We start from the raw sequence: 21,763 nt of genomic DNA on the forward strand, positions 1-21,763 counted from the left end.
AAAACGGCCCTTGCCACCCCCGCCGATCCCGATTAAACGCAGCCACCAGACCCCCGCGGAGAGGTGCCGGAGTGGTCGAACGGGGCGGTCTCGAAAACCGTTGAGCCTTCACGGGTTCCCAGGGTTCGAATCCCTGTCTCTCCGCCACTATCCCCCTGAAATTCGAAGATAATTCACGCATTTCTGGGCGTAGTGTGCTTTCTGCCATTGGAGATATTCTCAAGCAAAGGTGTCATACTATGACCCCTTTTGGGCCTTCCGGCTATGCCGAATATGCCCCCTTGGGCCGGTTTCTATGCCCCTTCCCACCGCTGACAGCACTCTCCAACCATGAAAAAAGGGACCCCGCAATCACGGGATCCCTTCGTCATTTTTCTTGACGTTTCTTATCGAAATCCGTTGTCATCATCCGCGGCCTTGTTGCCTAAATCAGGTTCTGAGCGGAGTTCCCCTTTCCCCGGACGGACTTATCCTACGGCCACTGTGACGGGTATGCCAAGCGCGGTGTAGCCATTCGGCACGTCCATGCGGACCTGCAGCTCCGCGACCTGGCGGTCGAAATCTCGAGCCATCAGTGACTGACCAAGCAGCTTGATGCAGTTCATTTTGGCCTCAACCCGGCTCCGACGGTGACACCCGCTCCATCCACTGCCCGGCAGGCGCATCCGCAGGATGCTGCCGAGAGGGGTCGCCAGATGGCTCGGCCCAGGTACTTCGAAGCGCGCAGAGCTTCGTTGCGTGCGACGGCACCTGGGCTCGTCGGCTTCCATGGCTTGGCGTTCTGGCGTGGCGGGATGACCGCGGGCGGCAATCGCTTCATGACATTTGCGCGTGTCATAGGCGCCATCGGCGGTCACGGAACCGATCTGCTCATCAGCCGCAATCTGGTCCAAAAGCTCGGGCAAGATGGGCGCATCGCCAATGTTGCTGCCCGTGACTTCGACGGCCCGGACCTCCAGTGTTTCCTCATCAATACCGATGTGTACCTTGCGCCAGATACGCCGTTTGGGGCCACCGTGCTTGCGCGCGTTCCACTCTCCTTCGCCCTCGGCCTTGATACCTGTGCTGTCGATCAGCAGGTTCAGCGGACCCGCACCGCCACGGTACGGGATCGCCACATTCAGCGTTCGTTGACGGCGACACAGGGTGCTGAAGTCCGGGACTTTCCAGTCAAGCCCTGCCAGACGCAACAGGCTTTCGACGAACCCTGTCGTCTGCCGAAGGGGCATGCTGAACAGCACCTTCATCGTCAGACACGCCTGGATCGCCGCGTCGCTGAAGCTCGGCTTTCGGCCGCGTTTGCCGGTCGGTGGCGCTCGCCATGTCATTTCTGGATCAAACCAGATCGCCAGCGATCCGCGCCGCTTCAAGCTTTCATTGTAAGCCGACCAGTTCGTGGTCTTGTACTTCGTAGGGGCCCAACTGCTCATGCCATCCAGCCATCATGCTGGATTCACGCAGTGAATCCCTCACCCGATTTGTGCAACAAGGCCACGGCGACCGAATAAAACGACCCCGGCACGTCGCGGCAACCGGGGTCAGAGGGTTTCCATGACGGCTGTCATTTCGCCCTTGAAGATCGCCAAGAAGGCAGAGTTAAGCAGTTCCGCCTTGGCGCGGCTATCCCTGGCCCAGGATCTGTTCGATTACGCGGGCCTGTTGCAGGCGACCGTCGGGATCGGGGCCGGTCTTGAGGTCGGTGAAGGCCTCGGACCAGCGCGAGGTGCGTGTGCGGATCGGGGGCTGGTCGGAGGCGATGACATCCATCACCACGGCGGCGACCTCGTCGGCGGTTTGGTAGATATCTCCGCCCTGCCGGTTCTGCGAGCCGCCGATGTATCTTTGCAGGATGGGCAGGTATTCGTCATCCAGCATCCCGCCGGTTTCCTCGACCTGTTTCAACACGTTGCTGACGAATTCCGATTCGATCCCGCCGGGTTCGACCGAGGTGAAATGGACCCCGAAACTCGGGGTGATATAGCTGGCCATCGACTCGGTGTATCCTTCGACGGCGAACTTCGCGGCACAATAGATCTCGTTGAACGGCTGCCCGACAAGCCCGCCAACCGAAGAGATATTGATCACATGCCCGGTGCGCGCCTTGCGCATATGCGGCAACACGGCCTTGGTACAGCGCACGACACCGGTAAAGTTGATGTCCAGGATTTTCTGTATGTCCGCTTCGCTGGCCTGTTCGGTGCTGCGCACAAAGCCGAGGCCCGCATTGTTCACCAGCGTGTCGATGCGCCCCTGTTCGGCGATCACGCGATCGACGGCGGCATCTACCGACGCCATGTCCTGCACATCCAGCTGCAAGACATGCAAAGACACGCCTGCATCCCGTGCGGCGGAATCCAGCGCGCCGCGCCGATCCAGGTTTCGCATCGTGGCATAGACCGTGTGACCGGCCCTGGCGGCCTGAACCGAGATTGCAATCCCGAGTCCCGTGGAAGTGCCTGTGACGAGTATGATCTTGCTCATGTGGTGTATCCCTTTTCGGATGGAGGTCAGGCTGCGATCGAGAGCCAGACCCGGTCAAAGGTCTGCTCGATGAGTAAAGGATCAAGCGCCGCTCCGCTAAGGGCGGACCCACGCGCGAGCTGCATGGCAGGGGCGATCAGCAATAACGACAACACGCCGGGGTCGAGCGCCACCAGCGTGCCATCATCCACGCCCCGGCGCAGGATGGCGGCGATGTCCCGAGCATACCCGTCAACGATGGCTTGCTGGTCTGCTGTCAGGATCTTGGCGGCACCGGCATATTCGAGGAACAGGAGTTCGCGCGGGCTCCGCTCCACGAAATCGAACATACGGAACCACATGGCGCGGATCACGTGGGCGGTATCCCCCTCATCCTGCGCCATCAGGCGGTCGTGAAATGCGGTCTTGATTTCCATATAGACCTGCCGCAGCATCTCGTCCTTGTTTGCGTAATGCACATAGACGGTGCCTGCCGAGACCTGCGCGCGCTTGACCACCCCGGCGACGGACACCGCACCAATTCCCTTTTCGACCGTTTCGGCCACCACCGCATCGCGCAATCTTTGGCGGGTCGCGTCCTTTGTGGTTCTGGGCATGGTCCACTTCCCCCGTTTCTTGAGGGGGGATTTATGATAATGAATATTCATTATCAATACGGGGCACAGATTTTTTTACCGGCCGCCAGCCAAGTCAGGCCCCGTCAAGTCCCGTCGCGGAACAGGTAGATCGGGCTGGTCCAGACCTGGTTGCCGTCTTCCAATGTCGCGCAGATCCAGATCGGTGTGTCACCGGTTTCGTGGATCGCAACCGTTTCGCGCAGGTTGATGTCGCGCGCGAGCGGCGCATCGGGCAGCCGCTGGACCCGCAATTCACGGGCAAGCCCGCCCGCCTCCATGACCACCGGATCGGCCCCGACCTGCGCCAGCGGCACAGACAGGTTGCCAAGATTGGTCATGATATCCAGCGTCGCGCCTTCCTCGCTGCTCAGCCAGGTGTCAAATCCCATCATGTTGCCGGTGGTCACCGCGTTCCAGACCACCGCGCCAGAGCCGGTCTGGTCCATTCGCTGCTCATGATTCAGCCGGTTGATACGCTCGAACCGCTCGATGCGGGCTCCGCCGAAATCGGCCCGCCCGCGCCAGGTGGTATTGCGCCCCCGGCCACGGTATTCGGCACCCGACCACATGACCCGAACCCGGTTGCCAAGATCGGAGTCGCCATAGGGCCGAATGCGCTTCAGAACGGTGGTCGCATCGCGCAGTTCAAGGCTGACGATCCCGCAAGGTGCCTTGACCGACACATCGATTTCGGCGCTGTCACCATGGATGCGAACGATATCGCCAAGGGTACATTCATCGACCGCCCTGGTTTGCGTATCCGGAAACGCCTCGGGATTGCGCAGGTACAGGGTGCCGCCCTGCGGCAACCTTGCCGAAAGATCGACAAAGACCCGCGGGCCGGTGGTGCCATAGGTATGCCGCCGCCGGATCGCCTCGAAAATGCCGGCGCGGGTATTCTCTGGCGTCACGAAACAGGTCAGGCCGCCATAGGCCCCAAACACCGAGGCACCGGGATAGCTGGCCCCTGGACGTCCCTTGTGCCCGTCGCTGTTGCAGACCACGCCAACCCGCCGGCGCAGGGGAAAGCCGTCGGTCAGGATCCATTCGAAACTGCCCCATGCGGAATGCATTTCGACCGCAGCTTCAAAGCGCGGATCATGGTCGAAAAAGATATTGGCATAGCGCCCGCCGACATGGGCGTACATGATGGTTTCGGTCGGCTCCTGATCCAGCCTGGCATAGAGTTCGGTCAGGGTATGCGCATCGTTCGCCACGTCCGCGCGGTCGGCAACAAGCGCATGAGAACAGCGATAGATCGGCGCGCCCTCGTCCATGTAGAACACGTTGTGATCGCCGCCCACCGCCGTGTTGCCCGACCATTCATATCCCGGCAGCACCGTGAACCGGCCGGGATCGTTGACCTCGGCGGTGATCTCGTTCAGGCGTTTCCAGAACCGGTCGGTGATCTGGAAGTCGTTGCCCTGGTGGCTGGTCACGTCAAGGAATGACTTGTTGCGCGCAAAGTCGAAGTAATATTCGGCGATATTGGTGCCCACGGTCTCGCCGGTCTGTCCATGCAGGTCGCCCCAGAAATGCACCGCGTCGCGTTCGGCAATGACCAGCGGCCCGGTCCGGACCACCTGCCCCGCCTCATCGGTCAGCGTGATCACTAGATCGCCCTCGCTCTCGCAGCTAAGCCCTTCCAGCGTCATTGCACCGCTCTCGGGGGCAAAATCGATCATTTCGGGCAGACCATCGACCGGCTGCGAGGCGCTCAGAGCAAAGCGTCGCGGTCCCTGCACGGTTGGGTTGCCCCAGCGGTCTTCGGCCTTGATGCCAAGATGAAACGCCTGCCCAGGCCGCCGCAGCGTCGGAAGAACCGCGAGATGACGCGTTGCCGGACCCGGCACAACGGTAACAAAGAGCGGATCACCGGGCACCGGCACATGCACGCCGGTCGCCTGTACATCCGCCATCACCCGGAACACCCGCCCGGAATCCAGAAACGTCGGCATCAAGAGGCCCGGGCTGCCCCCGGTCGTGTCGCCGATGACGATCTCGATGGTTTCACCCGGCCGCAGATAACCGCCGCTCTGATATACGGTCAGGGTTTCGTTCCACGGGCGCTGGCCGCCATTGCGATCGTATTTCAGGTTGAGCCGCCCCTCGCCCCGGCTGTGTGCCGTGACATAATTGGGCGCCGTGGGGTCGGTGGTCTGCAACACCCCGGCGTCCGAAATCAGGCGAAAGGCAATCCGCACGCTGCCGGTATCATCAAGCCCCAGCTTGCCAGTCCGATAGCGGATGCGAAAGGTCTGATAGGTGCGCACTTCGGCGGTGCGCGGCCCCTCCATGGTCGCCGTACCATACAGCGCATCGTCGTCACCGGGTCGCGTCACGAAACCGGCTTCGCCAACAAGCGCGGGGTCGACGGGGCGATGGGGAAGGGTCATGGATGAATCTCCGTGGTAAAATATACTATATAGTATTATAGCGCCTTGGATTGCTTGTCACCTGCCAATCCGGCGGCCTGGCACGCCAATTTTCCACGCCATTTTACGTATTGCAGTTACCTCTACATTGCTCACTGCAACATCAAGACGTTGACGCTCTCAATTACACTATAGTTTATTACGTTTCTCTCAGTGCTCAGGGGCGTCCCGTTGCGCAGGTTCACCCCCCGTGCGCTGGCTGGGACCGGGCAGAGGCGTGACCCCGAAGCGGCAAACGCGCCAATAGGATCCGTCCCCGGCGGCTCTGCGGTTCCTTCTGCCGACACGGGCCGTTATGGTTCGCCAAGTCACGCCAGCCCGGAAGGCCAGATGCAGAAGAACGATATTGCCGAAGGTGAAAACAAGCTGACGCGGCTGCTGCGCGACATTCTGGAACGCGAGATCCGGCAAGGATCGAACAAGCGTAACGCGCTTCGCATTGCCCTGGTCTGGGCAATCAACTCGGATTTGCTCGAACCCGGCGCGCGCCTGCCCCCGGAAACCGTACTGGCCCGTGACCTTGGCGTCAGCCTTGGCACGGTGCAGGCGGCGCTGCGCCAGGTGCAGGACCTGGGCCTGATCGAACGCCGCCGCCGCGATGGCACCCGTGTCGCCGAAGGCACGGCATTTTCCCCGGCGATCTGGCATTTTCGCATGCACCTGGCCAAGACAGGCGAACAGTTCCGGATCATGCAGCAACAAATCGACATTCAGCAAAGCGCCGAACAGGGGCGGTGGTGCGATCACCTGGGCACCCTGCCCGGCTATCTGGTCATTCGCCGCCGGATCGAGGGCACTGCCGGTATCCGCATCGGTGCCGAGATGCGGTTCGATCCGGCGCTGGTACCGCCACAGTTGATTTCGGCCAGCGAGCTGCGCCTGACCAACCTGCGGACGGTAATCGAGCAGAAGCTCAAGATCAGGGCGGCCAGCGCCACGCATAATGTCAGATACGAGGATGTCGATCCACGCGTGCTCGCCGGGTTCGGCCTTGACCTCGAACAGCGCACTCTGCGGGTCGAGGCACGCACGGTCCTGACCGATGGGCGGCCATTCTATTTCCAGACGCTTTACGTGCCCGCCGACCTGATCGAGCTCGAATTCTGACCCCGCCCCATCAGGAGCGAGGCCAGCGCGTTCAGGCAGAGCCGGTTCAGTGGCGCGAGGGGACCAACCCGCTCCAGCCCTTCATGTCCAGCGGGTTTCCGTCGGCATCCACCACCGGCCTGGGCGGCACCGCACGTTGCGTGGCCAGCGAAACCACCACCATCAGGCCCACCGAGGCGATGACGCCCCAGATCGAACCGATATAGATCGCGTCCCAGTTGGCCCAGTCCTGATAGACCCCATCGACACCGGGAACGACCCCGGTATTGGCCTCGGACGTGATCGGGAGATAGTAATAGAACCCTGCGACCCAACCGAGAAACCCACCGATCATCGCGGCGAGGGCCCCGGCGGAATTGGCCTTTTTCCAGAAGAAGCCACAGGCATAGGGCACGAAATTGGATACCAGCAACAAGGTCCACGCGGCGACCATGAGGTTGTAGATCACCTCGAACTTGAGCGCGATCACCAGCGAGGCACAGGCCACTACCGGCACGAAGATGCGGGTCCAGCGCAGCGAGGCCGCGTCGGAAATTTCCGGGTTCAGCATCTTGCCGCCATTATAGCCCACGATCGAAGCCCCGGCGAGCGTTGCCGCCGCAGCCGACGACATCAGCGCCGCGACAAGGCCGCAGACAAAGATGATGACCAGGCCCGCGGGCAGGTAATCGGCGGCCATGACCAGCAGCATCTGGTTCTGTACCACGTCGAATTCCATGTCGGGATAGAGCTTGAACGCCGCGATGCCAAGGATCACCGGGATCATGCCAAGGATGATATAGACCACGCCCGACACGATGGCCGAGGCCACGCCGACATTTTCCGATTTCGCCGACATCAGGCGCTGGTTCACGTCCTGCGCGGCGATCGAGCCGACACCCACCGCCATGATCGCGGCCAGCCAATAGAACCACCCCATGTGGCCGGTGTAGTAATTGAACCCCGCATTGCCCAGATCCGCATCGGCACGGGCTTCTGGTGTCGGGAAGAAATCCCACTGATTGATACCCATCCAGTTATGCGACGGGTCGTTGGCAAAGATGTAGTCCCAGCCGCCAACTTCGGGCAGGCCCATCACGATGACAAAGATCGCGACCATCGACACCGTGACCACCGCAATCTGCACGCTGTCGGTCATGGTGACCGCATACATGCCGCCCATAAAGGTATAGACGATCAGGACCAGCGTCGAAATGCCGATGCCCCAGGCCAGCGGAATGCCGGTGAAAAAGGTGATGATCGACCCGAACCCGACCAGCAGCGCGCCGATCCAGCCCATCTCGGCGACCAGCATGACAAAGGCCGACAGACCGGCGACCTTGCTGTCATAGCGGCTCTCGAAAAAATCGACCAGGGTCATGAATTTCGAACGCCGGACCACGCGGGCGAAAAACACCCCCAGCAGCACCAGACACAGCGCCGCGCCGAATGGGTCGAACACCACCCCCTGAACCCCGAACAGATAGGTGGCGCCCGAGGCCCCCATCGTGGTTCCCGCCCCGAACCACGTGGCGACCAGCGCCCCCACCATCAGCGGCAGGCCAAGACGGCGACCGGCGACAAGGAAATCGGCCTCGTCCGTCACCCGTCGGGACGCCCACCAACCAACGGCGAGAAGGATCACCATATACAGGCCCAACCCGGCGATCACCCAACTTCCGTATTCGTAACTCTGTTCCATGCGTACTCTCCCTCGCGCATTCAGGCATCGCCCTCGGCCCGCCCATCCATACTGCGGGTTTGCACCGAGGCATCGCGGCAACGAATTACGAAGTCAGCGATTGTTACACCGACGTTTCTAGAGGTTATCGAAAAAATGCATCACTTTCAGATGCTTGCAAACGGAAACTCCCCAAAATGCAATCAGCCGCCCGGGCGGGGCGGCTGATGGATACAACGACAAGTCACGCCCGAGGGTGGTCAGGCCCGGGACAGGATATGTTTGACCCCCAGGTAACCCGAGAGCCCCCACGGCCCCAGTTCGCGGCCGATGCCGCTTTGTTTGAACCCGCCCCAGGCGCTGTCGGGATAGACGATCTGTGGCGTGTTGATCCAGATTTGCCCGGCCTCGATCCGGTCGGCGACGGCCTTGGCGCGTGACCAGTCGCCGCTGACCACCGAGCCGACAAGACCGTAATTCGTGTCATTGGCCACGGCGATGGCTTCTTCGTCCGACGACACGGTGGTGGTTGCCAGCACCGGGCCAAAGATCTCGTCACGCCAGATCGTGTGATCATGGGGAACATCGCGAAAGATCGTCGGCTTGACGAAATGCCCGTCGCGGTCAAACGCCCCGCCGCCGGTGATGCAATCCAGCCCGTCGGACTTGGCTTCTTCGATCATCCACAACACCTTGTGGCATTGCGCGCTGGTGGTCAGCGGCCCCATCTCGGTGCCATCCTCAAAGGGAGAGCCGACCGCCAACGCACGGGTCCGCTCTGTCAGCGCCTCGATCAGCTCCGGCTCGATCGATTTGTCGACGATCAACCGCGAAGTGGCAGAACACATCTGCCCCGCGTTAAAAAAGACCCCCCCCATGATGCAATCGACCGCGGTGTCGATATCGGCATCCGCCGTGACCACGATCGGCGATTTGCCACCAAGCTCCAGCGACACGGGCAGGCATCGCGGCGACACCGCCTCCATCACCTTGGCCCCGATCATGTTGGAACCGGTAAAGCTGATCTTGCGGAATTGTGGCGCGCGGCTCAGTGCGATGCCCACCTCGGCCCCGCCCGTCACGATGTTCAGCACCCCGGCGGGTAGGCCGATTTCGATGGCGATGTCGCCATATACCAACTCGTTGAGCGGGGTCATCTCGCTTGTTTTCATCACGGCGGTACAGCCGGCGGCAAGGGCGGGCGCGATTTTCCAGGCGCTTGTGACAAGCGGAAAGTTCCAGGGCACGATCATGCCGACCGGACCAACCGGTTCCTGCCGCACCAGCCCGACATGCGCGCCGCCCGCGTGATCGACACGGGCGTCCTGATTTGCATCAAGCCCCTCTGCGAGGGTTGCGTAGTAGTCAAAAGTGGCAATGGCATCGTCCACGTCGATCTCGGCCTCGATGCGGGGCTTGCCGTTATTATGCATCTGCACCCGCACCAGGATGGTCTTGCGCGATTGCAGCCCACGCGCGAACCCGCGCAGGTATTCGGCGCGCCTTGCACCGGATGTGCGCTTCCAGCCATCAAAGGCGCGCATCGCGGCCTTTGCGGCCTTTTCCACATCCTCCGCCCCGCCGGCCTGGACCCGCGACAGGACATTGCCGGTGCTGGGGTCGATCACCTCAAGCCGCTCGGGCCCGCGCCCGGTTTTCCACTGACCGCCTGTGAATACGGTATTCTCTCGTTCCAGAAGTGCCTCGGCCATGTCCCGTTCTCCGATTGCGTTTGCGGGCAACATGCGCGGCGCGCCGGGCGGGAAGAATGACGAAACTTCGTCGTGTTGCTACGATGAATCTCGCGCAAATGAACGATGCAAGGCCCGGGTGCGCGATAACCCCGACAATCCTCGCGGTAACGCATAGGCGAGTTGTTATTTTAGCATGGCGGGCAAACCGGCAGGGTGCGGAAAACGAGATCAGATGTGAGAGAAACGATGAGCTTTGCGACCGCCGCCCTGAAAGATGTGACATTCTTCCCGTTCTGGCTGGACAATGACGCCGCGCCCGACGTGACGCCCCAGCATATCGGCCACACATCGGCGGATCTCCTGATTGTCGGCGGCGGGTTTACCGGGCTCTGGGCGGCGATTCAGGCCAAGGAGGCCGACCCGGACCGCGACGTGATGCTGATCGAGGCGGGCAAGGTCGCCTATGGTGCGTCGGGCCGCCCCGGCGGCGTGGTGTCGACGTCGATCATGCACGGGCTGCACAATGCCGAGCGGCTGTTTCCCAAGGACATCGCCGAGCTTGAACGGCTGGGCCAGGAGAACATGCGCGGCTTTCTCGATACGCTGGACCGGCATCAGATCGACGCCCACAACACATGGGGCGGCGAATTGACCGTGGCCATCGGGGATGGTGCCCTGCCCGACGTTCAGGCCGAACATGACCTGCACCGCAAGTACGGGCACACCGTCGAACTGCTCGACAAGGCGGCGGTGCAGGCACAGGTCAATTCACCGATCTTCTCCGGCGGCTGCTGGAGCAAGGACCTGAGCGGCACGGTGCATCCGGCACTGTTGGCCTGGGGGTTGAAACGAGCAGCGCTGAGCCTTGGCGTGCGGCTGCACGAACTGACCCCGATGGAACAGATCGACCGCGACAATGGCGTACTCAGGGTGACGACCCATGACGGCACCATCAAGGCGCGCAAGATCATGCTGGGCACCAATGCCTTTGCCGCCGGGGACAAGCGCATCAAGAAACGCGTGGCGGGCATCCGCGACCGTATCATCGCCACCGAACCCCTGAGCGATGAACAGCTTGAGCGGATCGGCTGGACCAACCGGCAAGGCATTTATGACACCCGCACACAGCTGAACTATATGCGGATGACCAGGGACAACCGGATTACCTTTGGCGGGCGGCTGACCTATTATTATGATGGGACCAACAATACCGATCCGGCGGGGGAGCGGGTGGTCGATCCGTATCTGCGGCTGGCGGAGGCGTTCAACCGGACCTTTCCACAGTTGGACGACGTGAAATTCACCCATGCCTGGTCGGGACCCATTGCCCTGACCACGCGGATGGCGGTGCATTTCCAGGATTACATGGATGGCGACATGGTCTGGGTCGGCGGCTATTCCGGATTTGGCATCTCGACCAGCCGCTTTGGCGCGCGGGTGGCGCTGGCCAAGCTCGACGGCGTGGACCTGCCCGAACTGAAGATGGATTTCGCCACCTCGATGCCCAACACGATCCTGCCGGAACCGTTCCGCTGGATCGGGTCCAAGGTCACGCTCTATGCGCTTGATACCGCCGACGAAAAGGGCGGCTGGCGGCATGGCTGGCTGAAACTGGTTCAGGCGATGGGGTTCCCGCTGTCCTGACCCGGCCCCGGATGCGCGGCACATATCGCGTCGCGCACCGCCTGCACGCGCCGCTCGCTGGCGGTGTCTTCGCGGGCGGCCAGGCTCATCGGCAATTCATAGAAATAGGTCTCCGGGTCGATTGCACGCATCATGCCACGCGCAACCCACGGGGCCGCGAGATGCTCTGGCAGATACCCGATATGGGTTCCTGCCAGCACGAAATGCGCCACCCCCTCCATGTAATGCGACACCGCCGAGGCTACCGGCGGGTGGGCGAAATGGATGGTCTGGGGCAACTCATAGGCGCGGGCGACCCAATCGGCCTGTTCCAGCTCTTGCGGCGCGATGTCATGGGGGGCGCGCTCAAACAGCGGATTGTCGGCCCCGCAATAGACCTGGTGGCGCTCGTGAAACAGCAATTCATAGCGCAGGCTGGGAGTCAGTGAATTGAACCACCCAAGCGCAAGGTCGGTCTCGCGCTTGAGCAACGCGGTCTCGATCCGGCCCGGTGCCATCTGTCGCACCTCCAGTTGCAGATAGGGGTTTTCCCGCCGCAGGCGCGCCATCGCGGTGGGGAAATGGCAACCCGGATGGGACAGAATGTTGTCGATCAGGAAAATCCGTACCGATCCGATCAGATCATCCTGTGTCGCCTCGATCGTGTTGACGAATTCGCCGAGGTCCCGCAGCAGCTTGTAGGTCGAGGTCAGAACGATTTCACCCTGGTTGGTCAGGGAAAACCCGGCCCGGCCACGCTCGCACAACCGGAACCCCAGCCGCGTTTCAAGATTGGAGATCTGGGTGCTGATGGTCGAAGCGGCGACGTTCAGCCGATCCTGCGCCGCCGCGAACCCGCCACATTCCGCAACCGCCACAAAGACCCTCAGAAGGTGGATATCCGCGTCCCTGACCTGGTTCAGCATGGTTCACCGCTATTTTTATCGCGCCAATGCCCCATTGCATTCATGATTTGAGCAGACTGGCAAGGTCTTTAACCCGGTTCTCATGAAACCAGAGCGCCGGGGGCCCGTGGCCATTTACCGGCGCGACGAGCTGAAATGGAGCATGAAACCGATGACCGCAATTCTCAAGATGACCCCGGATGGCGCCGGCGACCTGAAACTGGAACCCTGTTCGGTAGTGCCGCCAGAGGCGGTGATCGACGGCAAGCCCCAAGAGCAAGGCGCCGTGATCTCGGAATCCGCGGATGGCAATTTTGTCGTCGGCATCTGGGAAAGCACACCCTACGCGGAAACCTTTGATGCCTATCCCGGCGACGAATTCTGCCAGGTTCTGTCCGGCAAGGTGACGCTGACCGACGAGAACGGCAACGAAGCCAGCTTTTCCGCGGGCGAGAGCTATTTTGTGCCAAAGGGGTTCAAGGGCACCTTCCGGGTCGTCGAAACCATGCGCAAATACTACGCTCTTTACATGGGCTGACGCCTCGCCAGAGCATTACGGGCAACAGAGAAATCGGGAGATCGACATGGCATTCAACCAACCGCTCGGCGGCAACGAGATGCCCCGCTTTGGCGGGCTGAACACGATGATGCGGCTGCCGCACCAAGAGACCGCCGAGGGGCTGGACGCCTGTTTTGTCGGCATCCCGATGGATATCGGCACGTCGCACCGCTCGGGAACCCGATTCGGGCCGCGCCACATCCGGGCCGAGAGCGCGATGATCCGCCCCTACAACATGTGGACCAAGGTATCGCCCTTTGACTCGCTGCAAGTGGCGGATATCGGCGACATCGCCATCGACACCTTTGACCTGAAGCGCTCGGTCAGGATCATCGAAGAGAGCTATGACGAGATCCTGAAACATGATGTCATCCCGCTGACGCTCGGCGGCGATCACACGCTCAGCTATCCGGTGCTCAAGGCGATTGCCAGGAAACATGGGCCGGTCGGGTTGATCCACGTGGATGCCCATGCGGATATCAACGACCTGATGTTCGGCGAGGAAATCGCCCATGGCACGCCATTCCGCCGCTCGCATGAGGACCAACTGCTTGATCCGTCGCGGGTCTGTCAGATCGGGTTGCGCGCCACCGGCTATGACTCGGGCGATTTCGACTGGCCCCGCGAACAGGGCTGGCGCGTGGTTCAGGCCGAGGAAATCTGGTACAAGTCGCTTGCCCCCCTGATGGCCGAAATCCGTGAACAGATGGGCGACGGGCCGGTATATGTCACCTTTGACATCGACAGCTTTGATCCCGCCTATGCCCCGGGCACCGGCACGGCGGAACCGGGCGGGCTGACCTCGCACCAGGGAATTGAGCTGATCCGGGGGCTTGCGGGGCTCAATATCGTCGGCTGCGACCTTGTCGAGGTTTCGCCGCCCTATGACCAGACCGGGGCAACCGCCGTACTCGCCGCGAACATCCTGTTCGAGATGCTGTGCGTGCTGCCCGGTGTCAACGCGCGGGCCTGATCCCTCTCGCCCCGGGTGCCTTTCCGTGTTAGGCGCGCGGGGCCAAGGCCGGCAAATCCGACCTTGCCTCTGCTCCATTGGCCGACTAGCATATCAGCAATCGAAAACCTGGCCCGCCCCGTCATGCCCCCGTCATGCCCACATCCGGGATGCCCGGCGCAGCACACCGGCGGACCAGATCACGCGTTGCGCGCCCGGTGCGCGGCGACGGCAAGCAGAGGCAGGATATGCAACTCACCAGGACGATCTCCGAGCGCCGCACCACAACCGATCTTGTCTTTGAACGGTTGCACGAGGAAATCGTGTCGCTGACCCTGCTGCCCGGCACCAAGCTGTCTGAGGTCGAGATCGCCAAGCGTTTTGGCGTGTCCCGCCAGCCCGTGCGGGATGCGTTCAACAAGCTCAGGTCACAGGACCTGCTGCTGATCCGGCCGCAAAAGGCAACCGAAGTGCGGGGCTTTTCGATGGAGCGCATCGCGCATGAACGCTTTGTGCGGCTGGCGGTCGAGGTCGAAGTGATCCGCCGCGCCTGCGCCGACTGGCAGGCCGAGAATTCCGAGGTCCTGGCCGCCAACCTCGCACGGCAGCAGGACGCAACCGAAAACGATCAGCCCGAGACGTTTCACCAGCTCGACTATGAGTTTCACAAGCATATCTGCGAGCTCAGCGGTCACCGCCTGGCCTTTGACACCATTCAGGATTGCAAGCAAAAGATCGACCGGCTGTGCATGCTCAGCCTGGGCCGGCAGAGCGAAATCGAAACGCTGTACCGGGACCACCGCGACCTCGCCGAGGCGCTGGACACCCGCAACACCGACGCAGCAACCGAAATCATCCGTGTCCATCTTGCCCGGCTGGACGACACGATTGCCGACATCCACGCCAAGAACCAGGACTATTTCGAGTAGGGTGCCGCCTGCGCATCCGCGCGGTGCCGCGACATTTGCGCAAGATCAAGGACGCTGGTCGTCGATCCATGTCAGATCGCCCTGACCGACAGCGAACAGGAGACGATCATGCTCGAAATTTCCCCGCGCAAGGTGGCCCAGGTCATCCTGATGTCACGCGAACTCGACCGCGCCGAGGGTGAATTGCGCGCCTTTATCGGTCGGCTGAGCGAAGATGAACAAGCCGAGCTGGTCGCCATCATGTGGATCGGACGCGAGAGCTTTGACCTCGACGATCTGGCAGATGCCATTGCCACCGCCAAGACCGAAGCCTCGGTGCCCTGTGCCGATTACCTTCTGGGTACGCCGCACATGTCCGACCACCTTGAGAACGGCCTCGAAGCGCTTGGCATCTCGGCGACCCAAGCGGAAGACGACCTGATGTGATCCTGCCTTCGGCTCAGTGTTCGACGATCTCCAGATGCTGTGCCAGCCTGCCGACCTCCGCCATCCAGCGCCCGACCAGCCCGGGATCACTGGGCGCGGCATGGACACCGGCACCGATGTCGCGATCCAGCACCGCCTCGATGGCAAGCGAAACCGGGATCGACACCAACCGCGCCATGGCCGTGCCGCGCACATCGCCCCAGGCATCCATCACATAGGTCTTGTGCCAGACGACCGTTCCGTCCCGCTCGGCCTTGAGGCTGACGCAGAGCACCACCCTGTCCGGTTCACCCTCGTCATAGGCGTGATCCGCCCAGAACTGGTCGGACATCTCCTCAAGCCGTGCATCGCCCTCGGTGCCCGACAAGGTCTCGACCTCGGCAAACACATCCTTCCACGCATCGGCCCAACCGTTCAGGCGCAGCGTGCCGCGCACGAATTCCCTGACCGGCCAGCCCGCATCGAACCCGTATTGCGCCATGAACGGAATGCTGTCGCGATTGGGATAGACCTCGAATGTTTCCGGCACCGGCAAAGGGGCCTCATAGCTGCTGATCGCGTCCCAGGGGCGCGCGACCTGCAACTCGGAATAGGACCGGATCGACCGGCTTGGCGAGCGCAGCGCCTTGAGCACCCCAAGCGGCGACCAGCTGAACTTGTAGCGGAACGCATTTGCCTGTTTCGGCACCCCGCCGCAATAGGAGATGAAGCTGAGGTGATTGGCGGCGTCGAACGTCTCCGATCCCCGGTAGTCATCCATCAGGGCATGAGCCATGAGATGATCGATGCCCGGATCAAGCCCGACCTCGTTGACCAGCGCCACCCCGGCGGCGCGCGCTGCGGCGTCAAGGGCGCGCATCTGCGGCGCGATGTAGGACGAGCTCACGAAATGCGCGCCCTTTGCAATCGCCAGTTCCGCCAGCGGCACATGCCAGTCGCCGGGCAGCATCGAGACGATCACGTCGCCCGCCGCAAGCTGCGCCTCCAGCGCCTCGATATCAAAGGCTTCGATCCGTTGTGTCAGATCGCCGACCGCGGCCCGTGCCTTGTCGGTGGTGCGGTTCCACACCGTGATATCGCGCCCCGCCTCGAGCAGGCGGCGCAGGCCGGGAACCGCCGAAAGGCCAGTGCCACACCAGTGAATTGTCATCTCTCAAAGCCCCTTTGCGTGTTCGTCAAATGTTGCCTCGGCCCGGCCCCAGACACCCTGCGCCAGGTCATCCAGCGTCAGCAGCGAGGGCAGCAATTGCCCGGCATAATCCTGCGAGCTTTCCACCGGCAGCATCGAAGGCAGGTTGTCGATCGCGGTGACATCCAGCACCGGAATATCCTGCACCCGCAGCGCCGGTTCCGCCCAGGTGGTGGTGCGGTCATAGACCTTGACCGGCGAAAACACACTGTCCGGGTCACAGGCAATGTCGCCGATCACGCTCAGCCGGCGCGGCGCGGTCTTGGCGATGGCCGGTACGAAAACCGGCGTATCCGGGCGCGCGAGGATGCAGTTCAGGAACACGTCATGCTCCAGAACCTCGGGAAACGGGCCGCCATGTGCGGTCTCCTGCATGTCCCACCTGGTTACCGCGACATCCATCGCGGCACATAGATCGGCGGCCCCGGTGCCGACACGGCCAAGCGCGCCGATCACCAGCGCCGTGGGGCGCGCCGCGTCGATTGCCGCAAGCTCGGCCGCAAGCTCGTCGCGCAACGCCTGCGAGCCGGCATAGGTCGACACCGGTCCGGCAATCTCGCCGCGCTGCTGGGCTGCCCAGCATTTCAGCGCAACCGCCGCCCCCGCGAACCCGGCCCAATAGCCAAAGGCCGCGACGCGCCGCCCGGTTTCATCCACCAGGTATTCGAGATCATACAGTGTGCCGCCGCCAGCCCTGAACCGTTTCAACAGGATCTGCCCGACGGGTTGTCCCTTGAAGGCGTGACCGAACAGGATATGCCGATGGGTCAGCGGCGTGCCATCATCGGGCAATTCCTTGAGGCCAAAGATGATCGCATCCGCCGGGGCCTGTGGCCAGCTGTTCTCGGCCGCGATTTCACAGCCCGCCGCATGATAACCGTCAATCGGAATGGCGCGCACCGAACTCTCTTCGACCGTCACCCGCAGGCCTGCTGCGATCAACCGCGCCGCGCCCTCCGGCGTCAGCCCGACGCGCTCTTCGTTGTCCCGTTGCTCGGCCCGCACCCATAGATGTGTCATGCTGTTGCTCCTTCAGATCATACCCTTGGCGCGCAGGTCCCGCACCACGGGCCGGGCATTCATCGCCTCCATGAACGCCGTGATTTTGCCATATCGAGCCACGTCGACCCCATCCCCGCCAAGCCACGAGCAAATCACGAAAAGATAGGGGTCGGCGATGCTGAACTTCTCGCCCAGCACATAGGGACCGGCAAGGCCATGTTGCTCGATATGGGCGGCGCTGGCGGCCATGGTTTCGGGAACCTTGGCCGCCATGTCGTCAAACGAATCCTGCCGCGTGGCCCAGCGGCTGCCCCGCATGCGGTGGGCATGGTTCACATGCATGGTCGAGGCGAGATAATACATGACCTCGCGCATTTTCGCCGCCTGAAACGCGTCTTCCGGAACCAACCCGGCCCCGGGCGCGCGCGCCGCTACATATTCCAGCAGGGCGCCGGTCTCGGTCAGGATGCCCTGTTCGGTGACCAGAGCCGGCACCCGCCCCTTGGGGTTGATCTCCTGATAGGCGGGTTTGGTCTGTTCGGCGGTGGCGAAATCCACCTTGATCGCCTCAAACGAAAGCTCTGCCTCGTGCAGCGCGATGGCCGTCGCAATCGAAATCGTACCCGGCGTGTAATACAGCGTCAGCATATCGGAACTCTCTAGAAATGGGTCTGGGCAAATTGTCGTTCGGGCGTCTCGAGATGCGGCACGGCGTTGAACAGTACCGGGCTGAGATGCGCGCCGATGGGAAAGAGGCGATGCATCGAGGTATTCATGATCGCGAGCGCCACCCGCGCGGTGGCCGGCATGTTCAATTCCATGAGCCGGCGCAGGGCGATGGCGATCAACCCGCCCGATGTCACCACGAGAGCCGCACCACTGCCCTCTGAAATCTCGCGCAGGGCATCCGAGACACGGGTTTCAAACGCCCTGAAGCTCTCGGGCGCACCCTCGAGCGCGTCGCTCTCCCAGGCGGTGAAAACCTTGGGCAAATGGGTGATGAACCCCTCGCGTTCTTGCGGGATGTCAACGCCGTGCTGTTCTTGCAGCAACTGCGACAGGGTGAAATATTCCAGCTCATTCAGCCGTTCGTCCCGGATCGCGTCCCCCACGGCCATGCCGCGCGCGGTTTCGATGTGGCGGGTCAGCGTGCCGCAGAAACAACGGGGATGATGGCTGCCCGTGGCCCGCAGGTGATCGCCCAGCCAGGCGGCCTGCTGATGCCCCAGATCGCTGAGCCGGTCATATTCGGCCTCGTCCCGCGCGTTGGTATTGGCCTGCCCGTGGCGAATGAGGGTGATGTGGGACATGTCGACTGCTCCTGCTCTCCCCCTCTTAGGCGAGAGCGTCCGCAGGTGCCAGTAGGCGACGGTGATATTTCCCGGAGCCGCGCCCGGGTCGCACTCCGCGCCGGTGCCCGGCACCGTCAGGCCATGTCGCACCCATGGCCAAATCGGGCACACCCGCATTGCCCGGCGCGCCCGGCCCCGCGACCGGACCATGGACAAACGGAACGCCCCCGCGGCCAGTCACATGTTGTCTTCGACCTGTCCCGGCAGATCTCCCAGGGCCTTTTCCGACACGGCCCCGGCATCTGGTGCAACCGGTCTTAGTAGATGTACCGGATCTGGTCGGTCCAGTAGCGCTCAACCCGCCGGAGCGACGTGGTGATAGACTCGATCCCCTCGGCATCGATCACGCCACGCCCCTCCAGCCCCTCGGCATGGCGGGCAAACAGGGTGGCGACGATATCGCGAACCTCGCGGCCTCGCGACGTCAACTTGACCCGGACCGAGCGCCGGTCGATCTCGCACCGCTGATGATGCATATAGCCCATATCGACCAGCTTCTTGAGGTTGTAGCTGACATTGCTGCCCTGATAATAGCCGCGGGTTTTCAATTCGCCCGCCGTGACCTCGTTCTCGCCGATATTGAACAGCAACAGCGCCTGCACCGCGTTGATCTCGAGCACCCCGACGCGTTCGAACTCATCCTTGATGACATCGAGCAAAAGCCGGTGCAACCGTTCGACCAGGGCCAGCGATTCCAGATATCCGGTCATGAATCCCTTTTGGGTAACCGGGCCAACTTGCATTTCCATACTCATCCGTCTCTCCGACTCGAACTGCTTGGGTCAGAGAGTGGCGGTAAAACCCCAAGAATCTGTTAAACCGAATTTTCCTCAGTTCTGAAAGGTTTGCGCGATTTCTCCGACCAGATCGGCGAAAGGCGGCGGTGTCACCGCCTGCCCGGTGACCCATTGGTAAAGGTCCTGGTCATTCTCTTCGAGCAGCGCATCATAGAGATCGAGCTGCGCGGCAGTCATGGCCGCGAGGTTGGAGTCGGCATAGGCGCTCAGGATCAGGTCCATCTCCTTGATGCCGCGCCGCATGGAGCGCATCTTGAGCCGCTTGATCCGGTTCTCGCGCGGTTCGGTCACTGGCGGTCCTGCACCAGCTGGCGCAGCCTCTTTTCCACCCGCGCGGCGCGTTCCGCATTGGTGCGCATCACCGCGCGGATTTCCCTGAGTTCCGCCAGCACACCGGCGAAATCATCCCCGACCGTCAGCTCGTCCGGCGCGGCGGGGCCTTCGCCCTCGCCCGTCAACAGCCATTTGATCGATACGTTCAGCACCCCGGCCAGCATCGACAGGCGGTTCGCGCGGGGTTCGGATATGTCATCCTCCCAGCCGATCAGCGTCGATTTCTTGATACCCAGTCGCCTTGCAAGTTCCGCCTGGCTCATGTCGGCCGCCTCGCGCGCGCCGGCGACACGGTCGCCGAATGTCGCCGCGTCGGGGCCATACCAGTCGGTGTTTAGATCGTTCATTATCGCTCTCCCATGAGTCGCGTTGAAACCTGCTTGATCGGCTGTCGGCGGCAACCTATGACAGTCGCGTCCAACTTACAAACCGAGGCCGCCATGAGTTTCCTGTCTGCGACATTGTCGCGTGTCAAACCGTCTCCGACCATCGCCGTGAGCAACAAGGCGCAAGAGCTGAAGGCGGCCGGGCGCGATGTCATCGGCCTTGGCGCGGGGGAACCCGATTTCGACACGCCCGAGAACATCAAGGCCGCCGGCATGCGCGCCATTCAGGACGGCAAGACCAAATACACCGCCGTTGACGGGATCGCAGAGCTGAAACAGGCGATCTGCGCCAAGTTCCTGCGCGACAACGGGCTGAGCTATTCGCCCGAACAGGTCAGCGTCGGAACCGGCGGCAAGCAAATCCTGTACAACGCGCTGATGGCCACGCTCGATCCCGGTGACGAGGTGGTGATCCCCGCGCCCTATTGGGTCAGCTACCCCGACATGGTCCTGCTGGCGGGCGGCACCCCGGTGATTGCCGAAGCGTCATTGGAAAGCGATTTCAAACTGACCCCGGAGCAGCTCGAGGCCGCGATCACGCCGAAAACCAAGTGGTTCATCTTCAACTCGCCCTCGAACCCGACCGGCGCGGGGTATTCCCGTGACGAGCTTGGGGCGCTGACCGACGTCCTGATGCGCCACCCGCATGTCTGGGTGATGACCGACGACATGTATGAACACCTGGCCTATGACGGGTTCGAATTCTGCACCCCCGCCGAGGTCGAGCCGCGCCTTTATGAACGCACCCTGACCTGCAACGGCGTCAGCAAGGCCTATGCCATGACCGGCTGGCGGATCGGCTATGCGGCGGGGCCGGCGCCGTTGATCGCGGCGATGCGCAAGATCCAGAGCCAAAGCACGTCGAACCCCTGTTCCGTCAGCCAGTGGGCGGCGGTCGAGGCGCTGAACGGGCCACAGGATTTCCTTGCCCCGAACAACGAGACGTTCAAGCGCCGCCGTGACCTGGTGGTCTCGATGCTGTCCGAGATCGACGGCATCACCTGTCCCACACCGGAAGGCGCGTTTTATGTCTATCCATCCATTGCCGGGCTGATCGGCAAGACGACGCCTTCGGGCGTGGTGATCGAGAATGACGAGACCTTTGCGACCGCGCTGCTCGAAGACGTGGGCGTTGCGGTGGTCTTTGGCGCGGCCTTCGGCCTCAGCCCGAATTTCCGGGTCAGCTATGCCACGGCGGACGAGGCCCTGAAAGAAGCCTGCACCCGGATCCAGACCTTCTGCGCCTCCCTGACCTGATCGTGGCCTGTGCGGCCCGCGCGTGATCGCGGGCCTGCCATCCCAGACCGATAGGCGTG

Annotated in this window: 21 protein-coding genes and 1 tRNA gene; 8 read left to right on the plus strand and 14 right to left on the minus strand. The window is 62.4% G+C overall.

Going from position 1 to position 21,763, the window contains the following annotated elements; all coding sequences use genetic code 11:
• The first annotated feature begins 57 nt into the window (after positions 1-57).
• Positions 58-147, plus strand: a tRNA-Ser gene (locus tag ACP15R_RS01315).
• A gap of 320 nt (positions 148-467) precedes the next feature.
• Here the strand turns inward: ACP15R_RS01315 and ACP15R_RS01320 are convergent.
• The 4 genes from ACP15R_RS01320 to ACP15R_RS01335 all read right to left on the minus strand — a co-directional run bounded on the left by ACP15R_RS01320 (position 468) and on the right by ACP15R_RS01335 (position 5,494).
• Entirely contained in the window at positions 468-1,430 is a 963-nt protein-coding gene (locus ACP15R_RS01320) for an IS5 family transposase (protein WP_424984561.1), read from the minus strand.
• 190 nt (positions 1,431-1,620) lie between these two features.
• Positions 1,621-2,481, minus strand: a complete 861-nt coding sequence (locus tag ACP15R_RS01325; RefSeq protein ID WP_424984562.1) for an SDR family oxidoreductase — start codon at positions 2,479-2,481, stop codon at positions 1,621-1,623.
• Between the two features lie 26 nt (positions 2,482-2,507).
• The gene (locus ACP15R_RS01330; protein WP_424984563.1) at positions 2,508-3,077 is read right to left on the minus strand and encodes a TetR/AcrR family transcriptional regulator; all 570 of its coding nucleotides are present in this window, start codon (positions 3,075-3,077) and stop codon (positions 2,508-2,510) included.
• A gap of 104 nt (positions 3,078-3,181) precedes the next feature.
• Positions 3,182-5,494 carry a DUF3604 domain-containing protein gene (locus ACP15R_RS01335; protein ID WP_424984564.1) on the minus strand — a complete coding sequence of 771 codons (2,313 nt, stop codon included), beginning with the start codon at positions 5,492-5,494 and terminating at the stop codon, positions 3,182-3,184.
• Positions 5,495-5,863: 369 nt separating this feature from the next.
• Here ACP15R_RS01335 and ACP15R_RS01340 point away from each other — a divergent pair, with 369 nt between their 5' ends.
• Positions 5,864-6,640: a GntR family transcriptional regulator gene (locus ACP15R_RS01340; RefSeq protein WP_424984565.1), complete on the plus strand. Its 777-nt coding sequence runs from the start codon at positions 5,864-5,866 to the stop codon at positions 6,638-6,640.
• 46 nt (positions 6,641-6,686) lie between these two features.
• On the opposite strand, the gene ACP15R_RS01345 is transcribed toward ACP15R_RS01340, so the two are convergent.
• Together ACP15R_RS01345 and ACP15R_RS01350 are read right to left on the minus strand one after the other, a co-directional pair.
• Positions 6,687-8,321, minus strand: coding sequence for a sodium:solute symporter family protein (locus tag ACP15R_RS01345; RefSeq protein WP_424984566.1), 1,635 nt, complete (start codon positions 8,319-8,321; stop codon positions 6,687-6,689).
• Positions 8,322-8,560: 239 nt separating this feature from the next.
• Complete coding sequence (locus tag ACP15R_RS01350; RefSeq protein WP_424984567.1) at positions 8,561-10,012, minus strand: aldehyde dehydrogenase family protein; 1,452 nt, start codon at positions 10,010-10,012, stop codon at positions 8,561-8,563.
• Between the two features lie 228 nt (positions 10,013-10,240).
• Here ACP15R_RS01350 and ACP15R_RS01355 point away from each other — a divergent pair, with 228 nt between their 5' ends.
• On the plus strand, positions 10,241-11,638 hold the full coding sequence (locus ACP15R_RS01355; protein WP_424984568.1) for an NAD(P)/FAD-dependent oxidoreductase: 1,398 nt from the start codon (positions 10,241-10,243) through the stop codon (positions 11,636-11,638).
• On the opposite strand, the gene ACP15R_RS01360 is transcribed toward ACP15R_RS01355, so the two are convergent.
• On the minus strand, positions 11,611-12,543 hold the full coding sequence (locus tag ACP15R_RS01360; RefSeq protein ID WP_424984569.1) for a LysR family transcriptional regulator: 933 nt from the start codon (positions 12,541-12,543) through the stop codon (positions 11,611-11,613). The genes ACP15R_RS01355 and ACP15R_RS01360 overlap by 28 nt on opposite strands.
• Before the next feature lie 142 nt (positions 12,544-12,685).
• Here ACP15R_RS01360 and ACP15R_RS01365 point away from each other — a divergent pair, with 142 nt between their 5' ends.
• From ACP15R_RS01365 to ACP15R_RS01380, 4 genes are all read left to right on the plus strand, one after another.
• Positions 12,686-13,060: a cupin domain-containing protein gene (locus tag ACP15R_RS01365; RefSeq protein ID WP_424984570.1), complete on the plus strand. Its 375-nt coding sequence runs from the start codon at positions 12,686-12,688 to the stop codon at positions 13,058-13,060.
• Between the two features lie 46 nt (positions 13,061-13,106).
• Positions 13,107-14,054: an agmatinase gene (gene speB, locus ACP15R_RS01370; protein ID WP_424984571.1), complete on the plus strand. Its 948-nt coding sequence runs from the start codon at positions 13,107-13,109 to the stop codon at positions 14,052-14,054.
• Between the two features lie 227 nt (positions 14,055-14,281).
• Complete coding sequence (locus ACP15R_RS01375) at positions 14,282-14,962, plus strand: GntR family transcriptional regulator (RefSeq protein WP_424984572.1); 681 nt, start codon at positions 14,282-14,284, stop codon at positions 14,960-14,962.
• A 108-nt stretch (positions 14,963-15,070) separates the two neighbouring features.
• On the plus strand, positions 15,071-15,388 hold the full coding sequence (locus ACP15R_RS01380) for a DUF3775 domain-containing protein (RefSeq protein ID WP_424984573.1): 318 nt from the start codon (positions 15,071-15,073) through the stop codon (positions 15,386-15,388).
• Positions 15,389-15,401: 13 nt separating this feature from the next.
• Here the strand turns inward: ACP15R_RS01380 and ACP15R_RS01385 are convergent, their stop codons facing one another.
• The 7 genes from ACP15R_RS01385 to ACP15R_RS01415 form a co-directional block, all read right to left on the minus strand.
• A complete protein-coding gene (locus ACP15R_RS01385) occupies positions 15,402-16,538 on the minus strand; it encodes a saccharopine dehydrogenase C-terminal domain-containing protein (RefSeq protein WP_424984574.1) in 1,137 nt (378 codons plus the stop codon).
• A 3-nt stretch (positions 16,539-16,541) separates the two neighbouring features.
• Positions 16,542-17,597 (minus strand): saccharopine dehydrogenase, encoded by a 1,056-nt coding sequence (locus ACP15R_RS01390; protein WP_424984575.1) that lies wholly within the window; start codon positions 17,595-17,597, stop codon positions 16,542-16,544.
• A 12-nt stretch (positions 17,598-17,609) separates the two neighbouring features.
• Positions 17,610-18,227 (minus strand): glutathione S-transferase family protein, encoded by a 618-nt coding sequence (locus tag ACP15R_RS01395; protein WP_424984576.1) that lies wholly within the window; start codon positions 18,225-18,227, stop codon positions 17,610-17,612.
• Positions 18,228-18,238: 11 nt separating this feature from the next.
• A complete protein-coding gene (locus ACP15R_RS01400; protein ID WP_424984577.1) occupies positions 18,239-18,889 on the minus strand; it encodes a histidine phosphatase family protein in 651 nt (216 codons plus the stop codon).
• Positions 18,890-19,188: 299 nt separating this feature from the next.
• Positions 19,189-19,641 (minus strand): MarR family winged helix-turn-helix transcriptional regulator, encoded by a 453-nt coding sequence (locus tag ACP15R_RS01405; protein ID WP_424984578.1) that lies wholly within the window; start codon positions 19,639-19,641, stop codon positions 19,189-19,191.
• Between the two features lie 120 nt (positions 19,642-19,761).
• A complete protein-coding gene (locus tag ACP15R_RS01410) occupies positions 19,762-20,019 on the minus strand; it encodes a succinate dehydrogenase assembly factor 2 (protein ID WP_424984579.1) in 258 nt (85 codons plus the stop codon).
• Positions 20,016-20,408, minus strand: a complete 393-nt coding sequence (locus ACP15R_RS01415) for a helix-turn-helix domain-containing protein (protein WP_424984580.1) — start codon at positions 20,406-20,408, stop codon at positions 20,016-20,018. The genes ACP15R_RS01410 and ACP15R_RS01415 overlap by 4 nt, the downstream gene beginning before the upstream one ends.
• Before the next feature lie 93 nt (positions 20,409-20,501).
• Here ACP15R_RS01415 and ACP15R_RS01420 point away from each other — a divergent pair, with 93 nt between their 5' ends.
• Positions 20,502-21,704 carry a pyridoxal phosphate-dependent aminotransferase gene (locus ACP15R_RS01420; RefSeq protein ID WP_424984581.1) on the plus strand — a complete coding sequence of 401 codons (1,203 nt, stop codon included), beginning with the start codon at positions 20,502-20,504 and terminating at the stop codon, positions 21,702-21,704.
• The last annotated feature ends 59 nt before the right edge of the window (positions 21,705-21,763 follow it).

It is taken from the genome of Microbulbifer sp. S227A (assembly GCF_049800935.1).

Coding starts and splice junctions, on each gene's coding strand:
- ACP15R_RS01390 (WP_424984575.1), bottom strand. CDS start 17,597: ATGACACATCTATGGGTGCGGGCCGAGCAACGGGACAACGAAGAGCGC.
- ACP15R_RS01415 (WP_424984580.1), bottom strand. CDS start 20,408: ATGAACGATCTAAACACCGACTGGTATGGCCCCGACGCGGCGACATTC.
- ACP15R_RS01380 (WP_424984573.1), top strand. CDS start 15,071: ATGCTCGAAATTTCCCCGCGCAAGGTGGCCCAGGTCATCCTGATGTCA.
- ACP15R_RS01350 (WP_424984567.1), bottom strand. CDS start 10,012: ATGGCCGAGGCACTTCTGGAACGAGAGAATACCGTATTCACAGGCGGT.
- ACP15R_RS01395 (WP_424984576.1), bottom strand. CDS start 18,227: ATGCTGACGCTGTATTACACGCCGGGTACGATTTCGATTGCGACGGCC.
- ACP15R_RS01385 (WP_424984574.1), bottom strand. CDS start 16,538: ATGACAATTCACTGGTGTGGCACTGGCCTTTCGGCGGTTCCCGGCCTG.
- ACP15R_RS01400 (WP_424984577.1), bottom strand. CDS start 18,889: ATGTCCCACATCACCCTCATTCGCCACGGGCAGGCCAATACCAACGCG.
- ACP15R_RS01345 (WP_424984566.1), bottom strand. CDS start 8,321: ATGGAACAGAGTTACGAATACGGAAGTTGGGTGATCGCCGGGTTGGGC.
- ACP15R_RS01325 (WP_424984562.1), bottom strand. CDS start 2,481: ATGAGCAAGATCATACTCGTCACAGGCACTTCCACGGGACTCGGGATT.
- ACP15R_RS01365 (WP_424984570.1), top strand. CDS start 12,686: ATGAAACCGATGACCGCAATTCTCAAGATGACCCCGGATGGCGCCGGC.
- ACP15R_RS01360 (WP_424984569.1), bottom strand. CDS start 12,543: ATGCTGAACCAGGTCAGGGACGCGGATATCCACCTTCTGAGGGTCTTT.
- ACP15R_RS01405 (WP_424984578.1), bottom strand. CDS start 19,641: ATGACCGGATATCTGGAATCGCTGGCCCTGGTCGAACGGTTGCACCGG.
- ACP15R_RS01330 (WP_424984563.1), bottom strand. CDS start 3,077: ATGCCCAGAACCACAAAGGACGCGACCCGCCAAAGATTGCGCGATGCG.
- ACP15R_RS01420 (WP_424984581.1), top strand. CDS start 20,502: ATGAGTTTCCTGTCTGCGACATTGTCGCGTGTCAAACCGTCTCCGACC.
- ACP15R_RS01340 (WP_424984565.1), top strand. CDS start 5,864: ATGCAGAAGAACGATATTGCCGAAGGTGAAAACAAGCTGACGCGGCTG.
- speB (WP_424984571.1), top strand. CDS start 13,107: ATGGCATTCAACCAACCGCTCGGCGGCAACGAGATGCCCCGCTTTGGC.
- ACP15R_RS01375 (WP_424984572.1), top strand. CDS start 14,282: ATGCAACTCACCAGGACGATCTCCGAGCGCCGCACCACAACCGATCTT.
- ACP15R_RS01335 (WP_424984564.1), bottom strand. CDS start 5,494: ATGACCCTTCCCCATCGCCCCGTCGACCCCGCGCTTGTTGGCGAAGCC.
- ACP15R_RS01320 (WP_424984561.1), bottom strand. CDS start 1,430: ATGAGCAGTTGGGCCCCTACGAAGTACAAGACCACGAACTGGTCGGCT.
- ACP15R_RS01355 (WP_424984568.1), top strand. CDS start 10,241: ATGAGCTTTGCGACCGCCGCCCTGAAAGATGTGACATTCTTCCCGTTC.